16 protein-coding genes are annotated in these 20,276 nt (G+C 73.9%); 7 read left to right on the forward strand and 9 right to left on the reverse strand.

Annotation, left to right across the window (positions count from 1 at the left end):
- Window positions 1-131: 131 nt before the first annotated feature.
- The 4 genes from ACN27D_RS26095 to ACN27D_RS26110 all read left to right on the forward strand — a co-directional run bounded on the left by ACN27D_RS26095 (window position 132) and on the right by ACN27D_RS26110 (window position 6,502).
- A complete protein-coding gene (locus tag ACN27D_RS26095; RefSeq protein ID WP_013285270.1) occupies window positions 132-1,700 on the forward strand; it encodes a glycosyltransferase family 4 protein in 1,569 nt (522 codons plus the stop codon).
- Entirely contained in the window at window positions 1,697-3,265 is a 1,569-nt protein-coding gene (locus ACN27D_RS26100; protein WP_013285271.1) for a glycosyltransferase family 2 protein, read from the forward strand. Before ACN27D_RS26095 ends, ACN27D_RS26100 begins: the two co-directional genes overlap by 4 nt.
- Before the next feature lie 3 nt (window positions 3,266-3,268).
- Window positions 3,269-4,552 carry a nucleotide sugar dehydrogenase gene (locus tag ACN27D_RS26105; protein WP_013285272.1) on the forward strand — a complete coding sequence of 428 codons (1,284 nt, stop codon included), beginning with the start codon at window positions 3,269-3,271 and terminating at the stop codon, window positions 4,550-4,552.
- A 201-nt stretch (window positions 4,553-4,753) separates the two neighbouring features.
- Window positions 4,754-6,502, forward strand: coding sequence for a CDP-glycerol glycerophosphotransferase family protein (locus tag ACN27D_RS26110; RefSeq protein ID WP_421500232.1), 1,749 nt, complete (start codon window positions 4,754-4,756; stop codon window positions 6,500-6,502).
- A gap of 54 nt (window positions 6,503-6,556) precedes the next feature.
- Here the strand turns inward: ACN27D_RS26110 and ACN27D_RS26115 are convergent, their stop codons facing one another.
- Together ACN27D_RS26115 and ACN27D_RS26120 are read right to left on the reverse strand one after the other, a co-directional pair.
- Window positions 6,557-7,099, reverse strand: a complete 543-nt coding sequence (locus ACN27D_RS26115; RefSeq protein ID WP_120570706.1) for an acyltransferase — start codon at window positions 7,097-7,099, stop codon at window positions 6,557-6,559.
- 67 nt (window positions 7,100-7,166) lie between these two features.
- Entirely contained in the window at window positions 7,167-7,505 is a 339-nt protein-coding gene (locus ACN27D_RS26120; protein ID WP_421500233.1) for a DUF952 domain-containing protein, read from the reverse strand.
- Between the two features lie 84 nt (window positions 7,506-7,589).
- On the opposite strand from ACN27D_RS26120, the gene ACN27D_RS26125 reads away from it, so the two are divergent.
- Both ACN27D_RS26125 and ACN27D_RS26130 read left to right on the forward strand, forming a co-directional pair.
- On the forward strand, window positions 7,590-8,246 hold the full coding sequence (locus ACN27D_RS26125) for a response regulator transcription factor (RefSeq protein ID WP_120570704.1): 657 nt from the start codon (window positions 7,590-7,592) through the stop codon (window positions 8,244-8,246).
- Between the two features lie 10 nt (window positions 8,247-8,256).
- A complete protein-coding gene (locus tag ACN27D_RS26130) occupies window positions 8,257-9,645 on the forward strand; it encodes a sensor histidine kinase (protein ID WP_421500234.1) in 1,389 nt (462 codons plus the stop codon).
- A gap of 7 nt (window positions 9,646-9,652) precedes the next feature.
- Here the strand turns inward: ACN27D_RS26130 and ACN27D_RS26135 are convergent, their stop codons facing one another.
- The 4 genes from ACN27D_RS26135 to ACN27D_RS26150 form a co-directional block, all read right to left on the reverse strand.
- A complete protein-coding gene (locus ACN27D_RS26135) occupies window positions 9,653-10,576 on the reverse strand; it encodes a TAXI family TRAP transporter solute-binding subunit (RefSeq protein ID WP_421501199.1) in 924 nt (307 codons plus the stop codon).
- A 108-nt stretch (window positions 10,577-10,684) separates the two neighbouring features.
- A complete protein-coding gene (locus tag ACN27D_RS26140) occupies window positions 10,685-11,332 on the reverse strand; it encodes a hypothetical protein (RefSeq protein WP_421500235.1) in 648 nt (215 codons plus the stop codon).
- A gap of 109 nt (window positions 11,333-11,441) precedes the next feature.
- Window positions 11,442-12,245, reverse strand: coding sequence for a peroxide stress protein YaaA (gene yaaA, locus ACN27D_RS26145; protein WP_421501200.1), 804 nt, complete (start codon window positions 12,243-12,245; stop codon window positions 11,442-11,444).
- A 16-nt stretch (window positions 12,246-12,261) separates the two neighbouring features.
- Window positions 12,262-13,866, reverse strand: coding sequence for a hypothetical protein (locus tag ACN27D_RS26150; RefSeq protein WP_421500236.1), 1,605 nt, complete (start codon window positions 13,864-13,866; stop codon window positions 12,262-12,264).
- Between the two features lie 82 nt (window positions 13,867-13,948).
- Between ACN27D_RS26150 and ACN27D_RS26155 the strand changes: the two genes are divergently transcribed.
- A complete protein-coding gene (locus tag ACN27D_RS26155) occupies window positions 13,949-15,025 on the forward strand; it encodes an App1 family protein (protein WP_120570699.1) in 1,077 nt (358 codons plus the stop codon).
- Between the two features lie 104 nt (window positions 15,026-15,129).
- Here ACN27D_RS26155 and glgB read toward each other — a convergent pair whose 3' ends face one another.
- The 3 genes from glgB to ACN27D_RS26170 all read right to left on the reverse strand — a co-directional run bounded on the left by glgB (window position 15,130) and on the right by ACN27D_RS26170 (window position 20,276).
- On the reverse strand, window positions 15,130-17,232 hold the full coding sequence (glgB, locus tag ACN27D_RS26160) for a 1,4-alpha-glucan branching protein GlgB (RefSeq protein WP_421500237.1): 2,103 nt from the start codon (window positions 17,230-17,232) through the stop codon (window positions 15,130-15,132).
- Window positions 17,220-19,331, reverse strand: coding sequence for a maltotransferase domain-containing protein (locus tag ACN27D_RS26165; RefSeq protein WP_421500238.1), 2,112 nt, complete (start codon window positions 19,329-19,331; stop codon window positions 17,220-17,222). Before ACN27D_RS26165 ends, glgB begins: the two co-directional genes overlap by 13 nt.
- 216 nt (window positions 19,332-19,547) lie before the next feature.
- Entirely contained in the window at window positions 19,548-20,276 is a 729-nt protein-coding gene (locus ACN27D_RS26170) for a class I SAM-dependent methyltransferase (protein ID WP_421500239.1), read from the reverse strand.

Genomic DNA, 20,276 nt, shown 5'->3' on the forward strand with positions numbered 1-20,276 from the left:
CGGGCGTTCGAGCCCGATCCGCTGTCGTAGACTCGCTCGGGTCCGCGGGCGCGGTGCTGGCGACGACGAAACGGGCAGGAATGGGATCTGACGGCACGACCGCAGCGGCGGGCACCCGGGGACGGGTCGTGATGCTGGTGGACAACGGGGTCATCGGGGACTCCCGGGTGCAGAAGGCGGCCCGCTCCGCCGCCGACGCCGGCTGGGACGTCGTGCTGCTCGGCCGCGCGCCGGTCGGCAGCCCGCAGAGCTGGCGCCTCGGCGCCGCCGAGGTACGCCTCGTGCCGATGCCCGAGCCGCTGGCCCGCCGCCGGCACGAGTTCCGCCGGGCCTGGCTGCGGCACCCGCTCGCCTATCCGCCCAGCGGCATCGCGGCGCAGCGTACCCAGGCGGTGAAGGCCTGGCGCGCGGACCTGGCGGTCCGCCGGGCGGCACTCACCGTCGCTGCCCGCGAGTCCGGCGCGGGCCGGCCGGGCGGGCTGCCCTGGGCCGCGCTGCGCGCCGAGGAGAAGCTGTCCGGCCTGACCCGCAAGTGGGTCGGTTTCCGCAACCGTCAGCTCACCCGGGCCCGCAAGGGCCGCAAGCTGGACGGCCCCTGGGACCGCGCGTACACGCTGTTCTGGCGCAAGCTGCGCGGCGACGGCGCGTGGCGGCGCCTGGAACCGGGCCTGTGGGACTACGAGCTGGCCTACGGCCCGGTGGTCGACGAGCTGGCGCCGGACCTGATCCACGCCAACGACTTCCGGATGCTCGGCGTCGGCGCCCGCGCGAAGGTCCGGGCCGCCGCGAAGGGCCGCCGGATCGCGCTGCTCTGGGACGCCCACGAATATCTGCCCGGCGTGCAGCCGTGGCGCGACAACGCCCGCTGGCTGCCCGGCAACGTGGCGCACGAGCGGGAGTACGTGCCGTACGCCGACGCCACCATGACCGTCTCCGGCGGTCTGGCCGACCTGCTGCGCACCGAGCACGGGCTGGCCGAACGGCCGGCGGTCGTGCTCAACGCACCCGCGGTGGACGAGTTGCCCGCGGATCCGGCCGGGCCGGCGCCGGACATCCGCGCCCGCTGCGGGCTCGGGCCGGACGAGCCGCTGCTGGTCTACAGCGGGGTGGCCGCCGCCAAGCGCGGCCTCGGCGTGATGGTCGAGGCGCTGCCCCGGCTGCCCGGCGCGCACGTCGCGTTCGTGGTCAACAAGCCCGACTCGGCGTACGTCAGGGGCCTGGTCACCCGGGCCGGTGAGCTGGACGTGGCGGACCGGGTGCACGTGCTGCCGTACGTGCCGCACCACCAGGTGGTCCGGTATCTCGGCGGCGCGCAGGTCGGAGTCATCCCGATCCAGCACTGGCCGAACCACGAGATCGCGCTGATCACCAAGTTCTTCGAGTATTCACACGCCCGCCTGCCACTGGTCGTCTCCGACGTGCGCACCATGGCCGAGACTGTCCGGGAGACCGGTCAGGGTGAGGTGTTCCGCGCCGAGGACGTGGCCGACTTCGTCCGCGCGGTCACCGCGGTGCTCGCCGACCCGCAGCGGTACCGCGCCGCGTACGACCGGCCGGGCCTGCTGGCCGGCTGGACCTGGGAGGCGCAGGCGCGGGTTCTCGACGAGGTCTACTCCCGGCTGCTGCCCGACGCGCCGCCCCGGCCGACGCCGCCGGCGCACGCCCCGGTGGAGCCGGCACAGGTGGAGGTGGGCGCGTGAACGGGCCGGACGTGACGGTGGTGGTCGCCGTCTACAACACCATGCCGTACCTGACCGCCTGCCTCGACTCGCTCGTCGGGCAGAGCATCGGCCGGGACCGGCTGGAGGTCGTCGCCGTCGACGACGGCTCCACCGACGGCAGCGGCGCGGAACTGGACCGCTACGCCGAGCGGTACCCGGGCACGGTCCGGGTGCTGCACCAGGCCAACTCCGGCGGCCCGGCGGCGCCGAGCAACCTGGCGCTCGACCACGCCCGCGGCCGGTACGTCTTCTTCATCGGCTCGGACGACCACCTCGGCCCGGAGGCGCTGGAGCGCCTCGTCGACGCCGCCGACCGGTGGGACTCCGACGTGGTGCTCGGCCGGATGGTCGGCACCAACAAGCGCTACGTGCACCAGGCCGTCTACGCCACCACCCGGGAGCGGCTCGACCTGTTCGACAGCGACCTGCCCTGGTCGTTGTCGAACACCAAGCTGTTCCGCCGGGACCTGATCGAGCGGCACGGCCTGCGGTTCCGTACGGACATGCGGATGGGCAGCGACCAGCCGTTCACGCTGGAGGCGTGCGTCCGGGCGAAGAAGGTGTCGGTCCTCGGCGACTACGAGTTCTACTACGCGGTCAAGCGGGACAACGCCCAGAACATCACGTACGCCAGCCGGTTCGAGGAGCGGCTGCGCTGCGCCGAGGAACTCGTCGGGTTCGTCGCCGGCCTGATCGAGCCCGGCCCGCGGCGGGACGCGGTGCTGGTGCGCCACTTCACCTGGGAGGTGGCGAAGCTGCTCCGCGCGGAGTTCCTCGCCCTCGCCCCGGACGTGCAGCGGCACGTCCACGACCGGATCCGCAAGCTCGCCGAGGCGTACCTGACCGACGGGGTGACCGCCCGGATGGCGCCCGAGGAGCGGCTGCGGGTGGCGGTGGCGCGCGACGGCGACCTGGACGCGCTGTGCACGCTCATCGGCCAGCAGTCCGACCGGTCACTGCCCGAGGTGGTCGTCGACGGCGACCGCTGGTACGCCGACCACGTCGGCTTCCGCGACCCGGCGTTCGGCTACCCGGACGACTGGTACGACGTCACCGAGCGGGCCGCCGCGATACTGGCCAAGCTGACCGCGACCGGGCTGGCCTGGGGACGCGACGCCGCCGGGGCGCGGGCCCTGGTGGTCACCGCCCGCAGCCGCCGGGCCGAGCTGGCCGAGCTGAGCGCGGAGGCGCTGCGGGTCAGTGTGGGCGATCTGACGGGTGTCACGTCGGCCGAGTCCTCCGGCAGCGGTACCGTCGTACGAACGGACTTCGCGGTGGACCGGTTGCTGGCGGTCGTCGCGGGGACAGGCGAGCGTCGTATCGTACGCGCCGAGGTCTCCGCCCTGGGCGGGACGGGCTCGGCGCCGTTGCGCACCGACCGCCCCGTCGCCGCACCCCGGCTGGTGGCCCGGCGCGGTGTCCGCTGGCACCTCGTCACACCCACCACGAACCACAAGGGCCAGGTGATCGTCGCGATCACGCCGGTGACCCCCGGTCGGTTCCTTGCCCGCCTGCGCCGAATCTGGCCCTCTGGAGGAAAGTAGTTCATGAACATCTGCGTCGTCGCGCTCGGCAAGATCGGTCTGCCGCTGGCCGTGCAGTTCGCGTCCAAGGGGCACCGGGTGATCGGCGCCGACGTCTCCGAGCGGGTCGTCCAGCTGGTCAACGACGGTGCCGTGCCCTTCCCGGGTGAGGCCGACCTGGACGTCAAGCTCAAGGAGACGGTGGCCGCCGGACTGCTGTCGGCCACCACCGACACCGCCGCCGCGGTCGCCGAGTCGGAGGCGGTCGTCGTGGTCGTGCCGCTGTTCGTGGACGCCGAGGGCGTGCCGGACTTCGGCTGGATGGACGACGCCACCCGGGCCATCGCCCGTGGGTTGAAGCCGGGCACGCTGGTCAGCTACGAGACCACGCTGCCGGTCGGCACCACCCGTAACCGGTGGGCGTCGATGCTCGCCGAGGGCTCCGGCCTGACCGCCGGCACCGACTTCCACCTGGTGTTCAGCCCCGAGCGGGTGCTCACCGGGCGGGTCTTCGCCGACCTGCGCCGCTACCCGAAGCTGGTCGGCGGCATCGACGAGGCGTCGGCCGCGCACGGCGTGCGGTTCTACGAGGCGGTGCTCGACTTCGACGAGCGCCCCGACCTGGACCGGCCGAACGGCGTCTGGGACCTCGGCTCCGCCGAGGCGTCCGAGCTGGCCAAGCTCGCCGAGACGACCTACCGGGACGTGAACATCGGCCTGGCGAACCAGTTCGCCCGCTTCGCCGACACCGTCGGCGTGGACGTCACCAAGGTCATCGAGGCGTGCAACACGCAGCCGTACAGCCACATCCACTCGCCGGGCATCGCGGTCGGCGGCCACTGCATCCCGATCTACCCGCGGATGTACCTGTGGAACGACCCGGCCGCCACCGTGGTCCGCTCGGCCCGCGAGGCCAACGCGGCCATGCCGGAGTACGCGGTCGACCTGCTCGCCGCCGCGTACGGCGATCTGACCGGCGTGGGCGTGCTGGTGCTGGGCGCCGCCTACCGGGGCGGCGTCAAGGAGACCGCGTTCTCCGGTGTCTTCCCGACCGTGGACGCGCTGCGCCGGCGGGGTGCGGTGCCGTACGTCTCGGACCCGATGTACACCAACGAGGAGCTGGTCGCGCACGGCCTGCCCGGGTACGACGGCGAGCCGGTCGGCGCCGCGGTGATCCAGGCCGACCACGCCGAGTACCGCACCCTCGCCCCGGCCGACCTGCCGGGCGTGACGGTGCTGGTCGACGGCCGCCGGGTCACCGACCCGGCGCGCTGGACCGGCGTGCGCCGGGTGGTCATCGGGGGCTGACCCCACCGACTCCGCGGGCCCCGACCGTCTCGAACGGCCGGGGCCCGTCGCGTGCCGCCGCCGGGATGAGCCGGGATCACGCCGTGTGGAGTTCACCTGCCGGACACCCCGGCAATACTTGTGTCATGTGATCCGTTTAGGGTCGCAGCCGTCGGAAATCGACCCGCACCGACATCGGTGGGGCAGACAGGGAGCGTGTCGTTGTTCAGCAGAGTACGCAGCCAGCAGGGTCTCGCCGCGGTCGGCGCGACGCTCCTCGGCTACGCGGTCATGGTCCTCGCCGGAGTCCTCGGCCTGGTGGTCCCGTACGCGGTGGCCGCGGTGGTCGCCGTCGCCGGTGAGCTGGCCCTGGCCGGGCGGCACACCGAGACCGCCACGCTGCTCGACAAGGCCGGTCTGGGCGAGACATTCCGGCGGCTGGTGCGGGACCTGTCGGTGGTCCTGCTCGTGGTCGCCGCGGTGCGTCCCGGCGTGGCCGGCACCGTCGCCGTCCTGCTGCTGCCCGCCGCGCTGTGGACCGTGGCCGTCGCCACCAACGCGGTGACCAAGGTGATCGACGGCCGGGTCGACCCACCGGCGTACACCCGCAACATCGACCTCGGCGCGCTGCGGCGGGTTCCGGTGCCGCCGGCCTGGGCGCGGCTGCTGGCCGGGCTGCGCATGCCGCTGCTGAACGTGCTGCTGGTGCCTGCGGCAGTGGTGGCCGCCGCACTCGACCGGGTCGCCCCGGTGGTGCTCACCGCCCTGGTCACGCTCGCCGCCGGCCTGGTCACCGCCGCGGTGCTGGCGCTCACCGCGCTGCGCGGCCGGGGCAAGGCCCCGGGTGTGCTGCCCGCCGTGCACGACTGGATGGCCCGGGAACGGCCCGAGGTGGCGCTCTACTTCGCCGGCCCGGCCAAGGACGTCTACCAGGCCAACATGTGGCTCGCGCCGGTGGAGGCGACCGGCCGTCGCGCCGTCGTGCTGCTGCGCGCCGCGGACGCGTTCGAGCAGCTCGCCGACACCCGGCTGCCGGTGATCTGCGTGCCGGCCGGCGTCGACTTCATGAACCTGGACCTGGGCTCGCTGCGCGTGGCGCTGTACGCCGCGAACGTCGGCGCCAACATCCACCTGCTGCGGGAGCCGGGCGTGAAGCACGTCTTCGTCGGCCACGGCGACAGCGACAAGCAGGCGAGCGTCAACCCGTACAGCAAGGTGTACGACGAGGTCTGGGTGGCCGGGCCGGCCGGGCGGGAACGGTACGCCCGGGCCGACGTCGGCGTGCTGGACCGCGACATCGTGGAGGTCGGCCGCCCGCAGCTCGCCGGGGTGCACACGTTCGGCTCGGGTGCCGCCGACCACCGCTTCACGGTGCTGTACGCGCCGACCTGGGAGGGCTGGCTCGACGACGACCCGTACCACACGTCGCTCGTGCTGATGGGTGAGCGGATCGTGTCCGGCCTGCTCGCAGCCGGGGACGTGCGGGTGATCTACAAGCCGCACCCGCTGACCGGGACGCGCTCGCCGAAGGCCCGCGCCGTGCACGAGCGGATCGTGTCCCGGATCAAGGCCGCCGGCGGCGAGACCGATCCGTCCTCGCTGGACGGCACCGCGCACCTGGTGGTCACCGGCCGCACGCCGGGGCTGTTCGACTGCTTCAACGTCACCGACCTGCTGGTCAGCGACGTGTCCAGCGTGGTCTCCGACTTCGTGCAGAGCGAGCGCCCGTACGTGGTGGCGAATCCGGCCGGCCTGCCCGAGGACGAGTTCCGGCGGCAGTTCCCGACCGCGCGGGCGGCGTACCTGCTCTCGGCGGACTGCGGTGAGCTGGCGAAGATCCTCGACGTGACCCGGGCCGGCGACGACCCGATGACCGGGGCGCGGCGGGAGCTGAAGGAGTACCTGCTCGGACCGGCCGGGTCGAACCCGATGGACCGGTTCCGGGACGAGATCGGCCGGCTCTGCGGCTGAGGCGTACCCGGAAAGGGGCGACGACCGGCGCGGTCGTCGCCCCTTTCCGTCCGGTCAGCCCTGGTGCGGCGGGTTGTCGACGTCGCGGGAGACGACCTCGCCCTTGGCGTCGACCCAGCCCTTCGGGCGGGCCGGGTTGCCGGCCACCAGCTGGTACGGCTTGACGTCGCGGGTCACCACCGAGCCGGCGGCGATCATCGCGTACTCGCCGACCTCGATGCCGCACACGAGCGTGGCGTTCGCGCCGATCGACGCGCCCCGGCGGACGAGCGTCGGGGTGATCGTCCAGTCCGGATTCTGGGCGCGCGGGCGGAAGTCGTTGGTGAACACCGCGCACGGGCCCACGAACACCTCGTCCTCGATGGTCACGCCCTGGTACACCGAGACGTTGTTCTGGATCTTCACCAGGTCGCCGACTGTGACGCCCGCGTCGACGTAGACGTTGCGGCCGATCACGCAGCCGGCGCCGACCTGGGCGCTGGACCGGATGTGCGCCAGGTGCCAGACCTTGGTGCCGTCGCCGACCTGGGCGCCGGACTCCACGTCGGCCGTCGGGTGGACGAAGACGGAGGCGGACCGGTCGTTGCTGTCAGTCATCTCAACTCGCATCACATGCCAGGGCGCGTCGCGCCGTCGGGCGGGCTCGACGCAGCATAACGAGCGCTCACCCGAGCAGTTCGGCCACCGCGTCGGCGGCGGGCCGGTCGGCCGGCAGCGGGTGCGCGGCCACCACGGCGTCCACCGGCAGCGCCGCGTACAGGTGCGGGAACAGCGCGCCGCCGCGCGACGCCTCCCAGCGCAGCGCGTCGCCGAGCCGGGACTCGTCCACCGCCAGCACGGTCAGGCCGGTGACCCCGGCGAAGAATCTCCGCGCGGTCTCCACCACCTGGTCGGCGGCGGACAGGTGGACGTAGCCGTCCTGCCGGTCCATCGCGGTGCCGGCGAACCGCCCGTCCGCCCGTGCCCGCGCCCACTCGTCGTCGGTGAGAATCTTGTAGATCACGGCAGCAGCCTAGAGCGGCCTCGCGTCCCGGCGGCGCGTCTGCCACCATTCGCAGGGCAACACGTCGAGTCGAGGGAGGAACGGGTGCGGATCCTCCTGGTCGAGGACGACCGCCGGGTCGCCGCGGCGTTGTCGTCCGCGCTGACGCGGCGCGGCTACCAGGTGGAACACGCCGCGACGGTGGCCGCCGCCCTCTCCGCCGCCCCCTGCGACCTGGTGCTGCTCGACCTGGGGCTGCCCGACGGCGACGGCACCGACCTGTGCCGCGAGCTGCGGCGGCGCAGCAGCCGGCTCGGCATCATCGCGGTGACCGCGCGCGGAGAGGAACGCGACCGGGTGCTGGGGCTGCGGCTGGGCGCCGACGACTACGTGGTGAAGCCGTTCTCGATGGTGGAGTTGCAGGCGCGGATCGAGGCGGTGCTGCGCCGGGCCGCGCACACCGCGCCGCAGCGCAACCTGATCGAGGCCGGCGCGGTCCGCATCGACGTGGGCGGCCGGACCGTGACGGTGGCCGGCCGGGACGTCACGCTCACCCGCAAGGAGTTCGACATCCTGCTGTCCCTGGCCCGCCAGCCCGGGGTGGCGGTGCCGCGCGAGCGGATCCTGCTCGACGTGTGGGGCACCACCTGGGCCGACCGGCACACCGTCGAGGTGCACGTGGGTTCGCTGCGCGGCAAGCTCGGCGACCCGACGCTCGTGGAGACCGTGCGGGGGGTCGGCTACCGGCTCCGCGACGCGTGAGGAGGGGCCCGTGCGCCGCCGGCTGGTGATCAGCTACCTGCTGCTGATGGTGCTGGTCCTGCTCGCCCTGGAGACCCCGCTGGCGGCCACGCTCGCGACCCGGGAGACCGACCGGGTACGCGCCGACCGCCTCGCCGACGCCACCCGCTTCGCCTCGCTGGCTGGGCCGGCGTTGCGGGGCGGCAGTCCGGGCCCGCTGGACGGGGAACTGGCCGCCTACGACGCGCTCTACGGCATCGGCGCGGCCGTGGTGGACCGGGAGCGCCGTACCGTGGTGGCCTCGTCCGGCTGGGAGCCGGGCCCGGGCGCCGGCGCGGCGCTCGACACCGCGCTGTCCGGGCAGCAGTTCAGCGGCCCGGAGTCGGTCTGGCCCTGGGGCAGCGGGCCGGTGGTGACGGCCGTGCCGATCAACGACGGCGGCGAGGTGCTCGGCGCCGTGGTCACGACCAGCCCGGCGGACGGGGTCCGCCGCACCGTCACCGTGTGGTGGCTGCTGCTGGCGGGCATCGGCCTGCTGGCGGTGCTGGCCTGTGTCTCGACCGCGTTCGGGCTGGCCGGCTGGGTGCTGCGCCCGGTCACCGAGCTGGACGCGGTGACCCACGAGATCGCCGAGGGCCGCCGCGCCGCGCGGGTCCGCGCCGGGCTGGGCCCGCCCGAGCTGCGCCGGCTCGCGACCAGCTTCAACGACATGGCCGACGCGGTCTCCGACGTGATGGACCGGCAACGCGCCTTCGTCGCGCACGCCAGCCACCAGCTCCGCAACCCGCTCACCGCGCTGCGGCTGCGGGTGGAGGAACTGGGCCCCAGCCTCGCCGACCCGGACGGGCGCGCCGAGCACCGGCTGGCGCTGGAGGAGACCGACCGGCTCGCCACGGTGCTCGACGCGCTGCTCACCCTGGCCCGCGCCGAGCGGGAGGAGAACGAGCGGGTCACAGTCGACGCCACCGCCACCGCGGCGTCCCGGGTGGCGGCCTGGCTGCCGCTGGCCCGGCACCGCGAGGTCACGCTCCGCCTCGACGCCGGTGACGCGCCGGTGTACGCCCGGACCGTGCCGACCGCCATCGACCAGGCGCTGGACGCCCTGATCGACAACGCGGTGAAGTTCAGCGGCGCGCAGGGAGAGGTGACGGTGACCGTACGTGCCGCCGACGGCGGGACGGTGCTGACCGTCGGCGACACCGGCCCGGGCATGACTACCAGTCAGCTCGACCAGGCCACGGAGCGGTTCTGGCGGGCGCCGGACGCGCAGAACGTGGACGGCGTGGGCCTCGGGCTGACCATCGCGGCGGTGCTCGTGGACGCCTCCGACGGGCGGCTCACCATGCGCCAGGGCGAACCCCGGGGCCTGGTCGCCGAGCTGTGGTTCCCGGCGCCCGCCGACGAGCCGATCCGGCGCTGACCCGGCGTCAGGGCTTCGCGGCGCGGTACCACTGCGCCGCGCCCGGATGCAGCGGCAGTGGGGTGGTGACGATCGCCGACCGGGGACTCATCCGTCCCGCCGCCGGGTGCGCGGCGGCCAGTTCCTCCCGGCGGTCCATCAGCAGCCGGGTCACCTCCCGCACCAGCGCGGCGGGCAGGTCGGCGCGGACGATCAGGTAGTTCGGGTTCGCCACAGTGCTCACCGGATCGGCCCGGTACACCGACCGGGGCACGTCCCGGGTCACGTAGACCTGCCCGTACGCCCGGCGCAGCGGCTCGGTCCAGTCGCCCAGGTCCACGATCCGCAGCGAGGTCCGCTGGGCGAGGTCGGCGACGCCGCGCACGGGCAGCCCGCCGGAGAAGAAGAACGCGTCGATCCGTCCCTCCCGCAGGGCCGCGACCGAGTCGTCCAGCCCCAGGTGCTCCTGACGTACCCGGTCGCCGCCGAGCTGGGCCACCGCCAGCAGACGGGTGGCGGTGATCTCCGTGCCGGAGCCGTCGGCACCCACCGACACCCGCCGTCCGCGCAGGTCACCGAGCGTGCGGATCGGCCCGCCCGCGCGGGTGACCAGGTGCAGCAGGTCGTCGTAGACCCGGGCCACCGCCAGCACCGACGGATGCTCGGGTTCACGCGGCGGCAGCACGTCGGCCTGGGTGAAGCCCAGCTCCGCCTCCCCGGCGCCGACCAGCCGGACGTTCTGCGCCGAGGCGGCGGTGACCACCACCTCGGCCCGTACGCCGGGCACCTCGCGGTTGAGCAGCGCGGCGAGCGACTGGCCGAAGGCGTGGTAGACGGCGGTCGGACTGCCGGTGGCGATGCGGATGCGGGTCGGCTCGGACGGCTCGTCCCGGCAGCCGGACAGCCCGGTGACGAGCAGGAGCACCAGCACGAGCGGGGCGGCGGCGCGCACAGGCCAGTGTCGGCTCACGGGCTGCACTCTGCGCCGTGCACCCGCCGCGGCGCAAGCCCACGCGGTGCCCGGACCGCCGGGCGGGCCCGGGGCGTGCGCCCGGGCCGGTCAGCTCGCCGGGGCCAGCTCCGCGCTCTCGGTGATCCGCTCCCGGTACTCGCCGTTGGGCACCACCACGAGGAAACAGCCCGAGCCCGGCCGCAGCGCCGCCGGCACGTCCAGCAGCGCCGCGCCGCGTACCAGCACCGCCGCCAGGTCCCGGTCGGCGAGCCGGATGCCGAGGCAGTGCCGGCGGACGTGCCGGCCGCCGGCGAGCAGCGCCGCCCGCCAGGCCGCCGCCGCCAGCCGGGGCCGCCAGAGCCGCCGCGGCGCCGAGGCGCCCGGGAACGGCCCGCCGAGCAGCTCCCGGCGGCCCTGCCGCCAGCCCGCGGTCAGCAGATTCGCGTACGCCGCCCGGTGCTGCGGCGGCACGGACAGCCGGTGCAGCTCGTAGCGGCGGCGCAGCCCACCGGTGGCCAGCTCGTGCTCCACCGGCACGTCGAGACGTCCCAGCAGCTGCCGCATCCGCTGCGCGGCGTCCTCGCGGTTGAACTCGGCGATCCCGCCCCGGTGCGGTCCGGAGTCGAGCCGGCGTACGTCGGCGGCCGGCGGCGGCGTGCAGCGCACCATGCAGGCGATCTCGAAGGCGTCGGTCAGGGTCAGCCAGTCCAGCGGTGGCGGCGACGGGCGCGGGCGGTCGAGCAGCGTGGTGAGCATCGGCGCGGCTCCTCGGTCAGAGTCGGGGTACCTCTACCGTCGCTGCCCAGCGCCGGGCCGGGAACCGCTGCGCCCGAGCCTTGAGCAAAATTTGCGGGAAGGCCGCGTCTCAGAGCTCGGTGACCACCAGGTCGACCTGCCGCGGCCGGCCGGGCGACCGGGGCGCCTCCTCGACCGTGTACTTCAGCTCCCGCAGCGCCCCCACCAGCGCGTCGGCGGTGCGCGGCCGGGCGTCGGCGAGCAGCAGATCCCGCACCAGCCGGCCCTTCGTCGCCTTGTTGAAGTGGCTCACCACCGACCGGACCGGCGTGCCGTCCACGATCCGCTCGTGCAGCACCCGCACCGTCACCGTGCGTTCGGCGAGCGCCCCGCGCGGCGTCCAGGTGGCCGCGTACGCGCCGGAGCGCAGGTCCAGCACCGGACCGCGCCCGGCGGCCGGCTCCAGCACCGGGCCGAGCGCCTCCCGCCAGTACGCCGACAGCGCCCCGAGCCCCGGCAGCCGCGCCCCGATCGGGCAGCGGTACGGCGGGATCCGGTCGGCGAGGCGTACCGCGCCCCACAGGCCGGAGCTGATCAGCACCTGGCGGCGGGCCGCCCGCTGCGCGTCCGGGGGCAGCGTGTCCAGGCCGAGCGCCTCGTAGAGCACCCCGGTGTAGAGCCGCCCGGCCGGCGCGGTCGCCGCCTCCCGCAGCCGGGCGTTGCGCCGCAGCTCGCCGCGCTGCCCCTCGGTGAGGCTCAGCGCGGTCCGGGCCGCCGTCTCGTCCGGCCCGGCGCACAGGTCGACGAGCGCGGTCAGGACCGCCTCCCGGGCCGGGTTCAGCTCGGTCAGGGACAGCCGGGACAGGTCCAGCCGGCGGCCGGTGCCGGCCTCGGCCTTCCCCTCCGACGGGGGCAGCAGGATGAGCACCGGCACAGCGTACGGGCCGGGGTCAGCGCCACGGCCGGACGGCACGCTCGGGGTGGTACACGCGACTGCCGCCCACCTCGGCCACCACCGCCGCGTCGGCGCGGTCGCCCAGCAGCCGCCGCAGCGTGCGCTCGGCCGGGGAGCCGACGGCCACCACGTACCCGGGCCGCGGCGCGCGCGCCACCCGCTGCCAGTACGCCGGATAGCGGTTCTGCCCGGGCGTCAGCGCCCCGTCGAGCACACCGCAGGAGACCGTCTCCCCGGTGTTGAAGATCAGCCGGTTGCACGTCCAGTAGTCCCCGTACACCTCGTGCAGACCGGCTCCCCGCACCGCGTCCGCCAGCCGGCGGGCGGTCAGCTCCTCGTCCCGTACGCCCGGCACGCCGGTCAGGAACGCCACGGTGCCGGCCAGCGTCGCGGCGGTCAGCCCGGCCAGCACCACCGCCGCCGTGGCGCCGCCGAGCCGGGCCGCCCACCCGGCGGTGCCCCGCAGCGCGTGCGCGGCGGCCAGCCAGAGCGGCCACAACACGGCCGGCAGCGAGATCTGGAGCACCGACAGGTAGCGGGCGTTGCCGAGCGGGTCGGTCGCGGCGAGCGGGCTGCGCACGTACGCCAGAAGTGTCAACGCCGCGCCCGCGACCAGCGCGAGGATCGCCACGGCCCGCACCCGCGCGGCGTGGTCGGCGGCCCGGCGGTACGCGAGCAGCCCGAGCCCGGCGGCGGCCACCAGCAGCACTGGATAGAGCACGCCGAACCACTGCGCCCAGCGGGCGCAGCCGTCCATCGGGCACATGCCCGACGCCAGCGGCACCCCGTCCAGCAGCCCGCCGCGCAGCCGTTCGGCGAGCGACGGCGCGACCCCCTCCTTGGTGCTGATCTCGCGGAACACCGACAGCGAGTCCTGCCCGGGCGGCGCGACGAGGTTGTCCTTGACCACCGGGGCGATCCCGGCCAGGAAACCCACCACCAGCAGCACACCCGGCCAGCCGATCAGATCCCGGGGCACCGCCACGGCGAGCACCACTGCGGCCACCAGCAGGTACGGCGCGATCAGCCAGTCCGACCACAGCGCCAGCCCGGCGAGCAGCCCGAACGCGCCGGTGGCCAGCCAGTGGTGCCGGATCCGCCGGCCGCCGAGGGCCACCGCGATCAGCAGCATCGCCAGCACCGCCGGCTTGACCTCCGGGCGGCCGCCGACCGCGGTGAGCTGGTCGCGGACCACGCGTTCCGAGCCGAGCGCCAGCAGGCCCACCACGACCACTGCCAGCCAGGGGGAGAACAGGCTGCGGGTCAGCCGGTACGCCAGCCACAGGAAGACCGCGAAGAGTGCCAGCAGGGGCAGCCGCAGCAGCGGCCAGCTCGGCCCGGCCCAGCCGACCAGCGGCGCGGCCAGGTACGACTCCAGCACGCCCATGTAGCGCTGGCCGTAGAGGAAGACCGGCCGCTCACCGCGCTCGGCGATGTGCAGCGCGGCCAGGCCGAACGTCGCCTCGTCGCTGTTCGACGCGGGCACCGTGAGCAGCGTCAGCACCAGCCGGTAGCCGACCCCCGCGACGCCGAGCAGCAGCGCCACCAGCGCCGGAGCGTCCGGACGCGGCCGTACCCGGTCCCGCTTCGTCGTCGACACGACCAACGCCCCCGTCGTCGTCCCGACCGCAGTCTGTCACGGCGGCGCCCGGCGCCGGGGCGGATCGGCGTGGATCACTCGCGTGGCCCGGCCGCTCCGGTTGTGGCACTGTTGCCGTGTGCCGCCCACACCACCGGACCAGCTTGCCGTTCCGCAACTGCACCGCGCCGCGCGCTTCGAGGACGCCGTGCACGGCCTGGTGGAGCGCCGGTTGCGGCGCACCGGATGGCAGCCCAACATCATCGCGTACGCGGGCTACGGCGCCCCGGGCTGGGCGCGCGTGCTCTGCCGGGTGCTGCTCGGCCGCCCGGACACGCGGCGGCGGGGCCGACTGGACAAGGTGCGGGGCTGGCGCAGCTTCGCCACGCTGCCCGCCAAGCACGTGAAGGTGACCATCGAGGCCGACGGCGTGCGCCAGGAGGTGACCGCCGACCGCAGCGGCTTCGTCGACACCGTGATCGAGGCCGACTTCACCCCCGGCTGGGGCTGCGTACGCCTCAGCGTCGCCGACGCCGAACCGGTGGAGGCGCTGGTCCGCATCCTCGACCCGGCCGTGCGCTTCGGCATCCTCTCCGACATCGACGACACGGTCATGGTGACCGCGCTGCCCCGGCCGCTGCTCGCCGCGTGGAACACGTTCGTGCTGGACGAGCACGCCCGCACCGCCGTGCCCGGCATGGCCGTGCTGTACGAGCGGCTGGCCACCGCCCACCCGGGCGCGCCGGTCTTCTACCTGTCCACCGGCGCGTGGAACGTCGCGCCGACGCTGACCCGGTTCCTGTCCCGGCACCTCTACCCGGCCGGGCCGCTGCTGCTCACCGACTGGGGGCCGACCGCGGACAGGTGGTTCCGCAGCGGCCGGGAACACAAGCGGGCCACGCTGGCCCGGCTGTCCCGGGAGTTCCCCGAGGTGCGGTGGCTGCTGATCGGCGACGACGGGCAGCACGACCCGGAGATCTACCGGGAGTTCGCCGCCGCGCACCCGGACCACGTGGCAGGGGTGGCGATCCGGCAGCTGTCCCCGACCCAGTCGGTGCTCGCAGGCAGCCTGCCGGCACCGGCCGGCCGGTCGTCATCCGGCCCGATAGGCCAGAAGTGGCTCAGCGCCCCCGACGGCGCCGGCCTCTGGAAGCTCCTCCGAGAAGCCGACCTGGTCTGACCGTCTTTTGCTTCTCCGCGTCGATCATGAAGTTGACGGCGTTGTGGATCTCCTAGAGTGCCGCCAACTTCATGATCAACGGGGGTCGCGGGGCCGGCACGGGGTCAACGGGGGGAGAGCCAGAGGACGCCCAGCGGGGGGATGCGCAGGGACGCAGACGCCGGGAGGCCGTGCCAGGGGATGTTCTCGGCGTGCACCTCGCCCAGGTTGCCCACGCCGGAACCGCCGTAGTGGTGGGCGTCGGTGTTCAGCGCCTCGGCCCACGTACCGGCCGCCGGCAGGCCGATCCGGTAGTCCTCCAGCGGGGCCGCGGAGAAGTTCGCCACGCACACCAGCGTCTGACCGTCCGGGGCGATCCGGATGAACGACACCGTGTTGTTGGCGACGTCGTCCCCGGCGATCCAGCGGAAGCCGGCCGGGTCGGTGTCCTGCGCCCAGAGCGCCGGGGTCTCCCGGTAGACGCGGTTCAGGTCGGCGACCATCCGTTGCACACCGGCGCGGGCCGGGTCGTGGGTGAGGTACCAGTCGAGGCCGCGCTCCTCGCTCCACTCCCGGTCGTCGGCCAGCTCACAGCCCATGAAGAGCAACTGCTTGCCCGGGTGCGCCCACATGTACGCCAGCAGCGCCCGCACGGTGGCCAGCCGCTGCCAGGTGTCGCCGGGCATCTTGCCCGCCAGTGACCCCTTGCCGTGCACCACCTCGTCGTGGCTGATCGGCAGCACGTAGTTCTCGCTCCACGCGTACGCCAGCGAGAACGTGAGCTGATGGTGGTGGTGCTGCCGGTAGATCGGGTCCTTCGAGGTGTAGAGCAGCGTGTCGTGCATCCAGCCCATGTTCCACTTGAACCCGAACCCGAGCCCGCCCTCCGACGTCGGCTTCGTGACGCCCGGCCAGGCGGTGGACTCCTCGGCGATCATCAGCACGCCCGGGTGGTGCCGGTAGACGGTGGCGTTCACCTCCTGGAGGAACGCGATCGCCTCCAGGTTCTCCCGGCCGCCGTGCACGTTCGGTGCCCACTGCCCGTCGGACCGGGAGTAGTCCAGGTAGAGCATCGAGGCGACCGCGTCCACGCGCAGCCCGTCGATGTGGAACTCGTCCAGCCAGTACAGCGCGTTGGCGACCAGGAAGTTGCGCACCTCGTTGCGGCCGAAGTCGAAGACGTACGTGCCCCAGTCGGGGTGCTCGCCGCGACGCGGGTCGGGGTGCTCGTACAGCGGGGTGCCGTCGAAACGGGCGAGCGCCCACTCGTCCTTCGGGAAGTGCGCCGGCACCCAGTCCAGGAGCACCCCGATGCCGGCCGCGTGCAGCCGGTCCACCAGGTGGCGGAAGTCGTCCGGGTCACCGAACCGGGCGGTGGGCGCGTAGTAGCCGGTGACCTGGTAACCCCACGAGCCGCCGAACGGGTGCTCCATCACCGGCAGGAACTCCACGTGGGTGAAGCCCATCTCGACCACGTACGCGGTGAGCTGCTCGGCCAGCTCCCGATAGCCGAGGCCGGGCCGCCAGGAGCCCAGGTGCACCTCGTACACGCTCATCGGCTCCTGGTGCGGCGCCTGCCGGGACCGGCGCGCGAGCCAGTCCGCGTCGCCCCACTCGTACCGTGACTCGTGCACCACCGACGCGGTGGCCGGCGGCACCTCGGTGCGCGCGGCCATCGGGTCGGCCTTGTCCCGCCACCGGCCGTCGGCGCCGAGGACGCGGTACTTGTAGCGGCTGCCCACCGGCAGTCCCGGCACGAAGATCTCCCACACGCCGCTGGACCCGAGCGACCGCATCGGCCACCCGTCGTCCGGCGCCCAGCCGGTGACGTCGCCGACCAGCCGCACGGCGCGGGCGTTCGGCGCCCAGACGGTGAACGCGACGCCCTCGTCGAAGACCCGGGCGCCGAGCGCCGCCCAGAGCCGCTCGTGCCGGCCCTCGCCGATCAGGTGCAGGTCGAGGTCGCCGAGCGTCGGCGGATAACGGTACGGGTCGTCGTGCGTCGTGCCGTCCACCTCGACCCGGTAGTCGAGCACCTCGCCGGGGAGCACCGCCTCGAAGACACCGGCGTCGTGCACCCGCTTCATCGGGTGCCGTTCGCCGTCGGCGAGCACCGTCACCTCGCCCGCACCCCGGCGTAGCGTCCGGATCGTGGTGCTCCCGTCGGCCGGATGTGCGCCGAGCACGGCGTGCGGGTCGTGTACCTCGCCGGTGATCACCTGGTCCATCGGGCGTCGTCCTTGTCGGCCGGTGCGGTCGGGGCGGTGCCGCCGGAGAGATCGGCGGGTACGTCTTCCACTGTGAGGTCGGGCGCGGCCGGGTGCTCCGGTTCGGCGGCGGCCGGCTGCGGCGGCTCGGGCGTGGCCGGGCGGCGCACGGTGAGCACGTGCGCCGGTTGCAGGTACGGGTCGAGGCGTACCGCGTTGCGCTGCCCCCAGTCGTACTCGGCGCCGGTCAGCTCGTCGCGCACGGTGAACCGCTCGTGCCAGTCCAGGCCGAGCGCCGGCATGTCGAGCGTCGTGTTGCCCCACTGCACCTCGCGGGAGTCGAACGAGCAGACCACGATCACCGTGTTGCCGGTCTGGAGGTCGTGCTTGGACCAGCACAGCAGCGCCGGGTTGTCGATGTCGTGGAACCGCAGGTTGCGTAGCTGGTGCAGGGCGGGGTTGTCCCGGCGTACCCGGTTCAGCGTGGTGATGAACGGCGCCAGCGACCGGCCCTGCGCCAGCGCGGCGTCCCAGTCCCGGGGCCGCAGCTCGTACTTCTCGTTGTCCAGGTACTCCTCCGCGCCCGGACGGGCCACGTGCTCGAACAGCTCGAACCCCGCGTACATGCCCCAGGAGGGGGAGAGCAGCGCCGCCAGCACCGCCCGGATCTTGAACATCGGCGGGCCGCCGTGCTGCAACGACGAGTGCAGGATGTCCGGCGTGTTGGGCCAGAAGTTCGGCCGCATCCAGTCGACCGAGGCGACCAGCTCCTCGCAGTACTCCCGCATCTCGGCCGCCGTCGTGCGCCAGGTGAAATAGGTGTACGACTGGGTGAAGCCGACCTTGCCGAGCCCGTGCATGATCGCCGGCCGGGTGAACGCCTCGGCCAGGAACAGCACGTCCGGGTCGACCTTCTTGACCTCTGCGATCAGCCAGTGCCAGAAGTCGAACGGCTTGGTGTGCGGGTTGTCCACGCGGAAGATCCGGATGCCTTCGCCGACCCAGTGCAGCACCACCCGCAGCACCTCGGCCCGGATGCCCTCCGGGTCGTTGTCGAAGTTCAGCGGATAGATGTCCTGGTACTTCTTCGGCGGGTTCTCCGCGTACGCGATGCTGCCGTCGGCGCGGGTGGTGAACCACTCCGGGTGCTCGGTGACCCACGGGTGGTCCGGCGCGCACTGCAACGCCAGGTCCATCGCCACCTCCAGCCCCTGCTCGGCGGCGGCCGCGACGAAGTCGCGGAAGTCCTCCGGCGTACCCAGATCGGGGTGGATGGCGTCGTGGCCGCCCTCGGCCGCGCCGATCGCCCACGGCGAGCCCACGTCGTCCGGCCCGGCGGTGAGCGCGTTGTTGCGGCCCTTGCGGTTGACCCGGCCGATCGGGTGGATCGGCGGCAGGTAGAGCACGTCGAAACCCATCGCCGCGACACCCGGCAGCCGCTCGATCGCGGTGGCGAACGTGCCGGAACGGGCGGGCGCGTCGACGGTGGCCGGGATCGCGCCCTCGGAGCGGGGGAAGAACTCGTACCAGGCGGAGAAGAGCGCCCGCGGCCGGTCCACCCACAGCGTGCGCTCCTCGCCGGTGGTGACCAGCTCGCGCACCGGGTGCTCCCAGAGCAGGTCGGCCAGATCCAGCGCCGCGCTCACCCGCCGCGGCGGGTCCAGGTCGTCGTCGGCCAGGGCCCGCGCGGCCTCGCGTACGCGATCCCGGTCGGCCTTCGGCACCAGGTCGAGCGCGGCGGTGAGCACCCGTACGCCCTCGGCCAGGTCGTTGGCCAGCTCGGCCGCGCCCTGGCCGGCGGCGAGCTTCTTGGTGACCACGTTCTGCCAGGTGAGGTACGGGTCTCCGAACGCCTCCACGGCGAAGCGCCACAGGCCCACCGCGTCCGGGCGGATCGTGGCGTGCCAGCGGTCCTGGCCGGGCTCGCCCGGGCGCATCCGGGTGAACGGGCGGGCCGCGCCGTCCGGGCCGAGCCAGACCACGTTGCACCCGAGCGCGTCGTGGCCCTCGCGATAGGCCCGCGCCGACACCGGCACGACCTCGCCGACCACCGCCTTGGCCGGGTAGCGACCGCAGGAGACGACGGGGGAGACGTCTTCGATCGGGAACCGTCCAGTCACCCGCTCAACCTACTGCGCGAGATCCTCTCGCGCTCGGCGACTTCACCTCAGCCTTCAACCCGCCCACGAGGGCGTCGAGTCCGTGCCGGTGAGGCACCCGTGCCGTTCCACCGAACGAGCGTGGGCTGCGGTGAGTGGAACGCTATGGGTGTCAAAAGGGCGCTGAGGCACCCATGGCGTTCCACCGAACGGGTGGCGGACTTCCGACGGCGACGTTCAGGTCGACCGCTGGGCGACGAAGACGAACTCCCGGCCGGGGCGGTCGGGCGCGTCCCGCACGTCGAGCACCCGGTAGCCGGCGGCCACCAGGCTCGCCTCGACCTCGTCCCGGTCGCGGAACCGCAGCGTCGAGTCCGACGTGACGACGGCGCCGTCGGCCGGGAACCGGTACGTGAACCGGAAGGTCACGAACGGCAGGTCGACGGCGATGACGTCGAGACGTCGTTCCACCGGCCCGACGTCCGGCACGTCCCGGATCACCGGCGCGGTGTCCGCCGCCCACTCCTCCCACGCCCGGCGCTCGGGACGCCGCGTCTCGAACACGAGATGCCCGCTGGGCCGCAGCGCCGCGTGGACGCCCCGCAGGGTGCGCGCCCAGTCGTCGTCGGCGCAGAACACCTGCGCCACGTTGCCGGTCATCACGGCCAGGTCGGCGCGCAGCGGTGGCAGCGTCGTGGCGTCGCCGTGCACCCAGCGCACGCGGCCTTCGCGGTCCTTCGACCGGGCGACGGCGAGGGACGCCCCGGCCGGGTCGACCCCCACGACGGTACGACCGCGGCGAGCGAGCAGGAGGGCCAGGTTCCCGGTGCCGCACCCCAGGTCGAGCACCACGCGCGCGTCCAGCTCGTCGGCGATCGCGAGGTACGCGTCCAGGTCGTCCCGGTCGCCGTCGAACGCGTCGTAGACCGGCGCGAGCCGAGGATGGGCGAAGATCGCATCCGGCAT

The organism is Micromonospora sp. WMMD1274 (assembly GCF_049179035.1).
Taxonomy (GTDB): domain Bacteria; phylum Actinomycetota; class Actinomycetes; order Mycobacteriales; family Micromonosporaceae; genus Micromonospora; species Micromonospora tulbaghiae.

Excerpts from the sequence above, each read along its gene's own strand:
- glgB (WP_421500237.1), bottom strand. The coding sequence starts at position 17,232 with ATGGACCAGGTGATCACCGGCGAGGTACACGACCCGCACGCCGTGCTC.
- ACN27D_RS26170 (WP_421500239.1), bottom strand. The coding sequence starts at position 20,276 with ATGCCGGATGCGATCTTCGCCCATCCTCGGCTCGCGCCGGTCTACGAC.
- ACN27D_RS26115 (WP_120570706.1), bottom strand. The coding sequence starts at position 7,099 with ATGACTGACAGCAACGACCGGTCCGCCTCCGTCTTCGTCCACCCGACG.
- ACN27D_RS26140 (WP_421500235.1), bottom strand. The coding sequence starts at position 11,332 with ATGCTCACCACGCTGCTCGACCGCCCGCGCCCGTCGCCGCCACCGCTG.
- ACN27D_RS26105 (WP_013285272.1), top strand. The coding sequence starts at position 3,269 with ATGAACATCTGCGTCGTCGCGCTCGGCAAGATCGGTCTGCCGCTGGCC.
- ACN27D_RS26095 (WP_013285270.1), top strand. The coding sequence starts at position 132 with ATGCTGGTGGACAACGGGGTCATCGGGGACTCCCGGGTGCAGAAGGCG.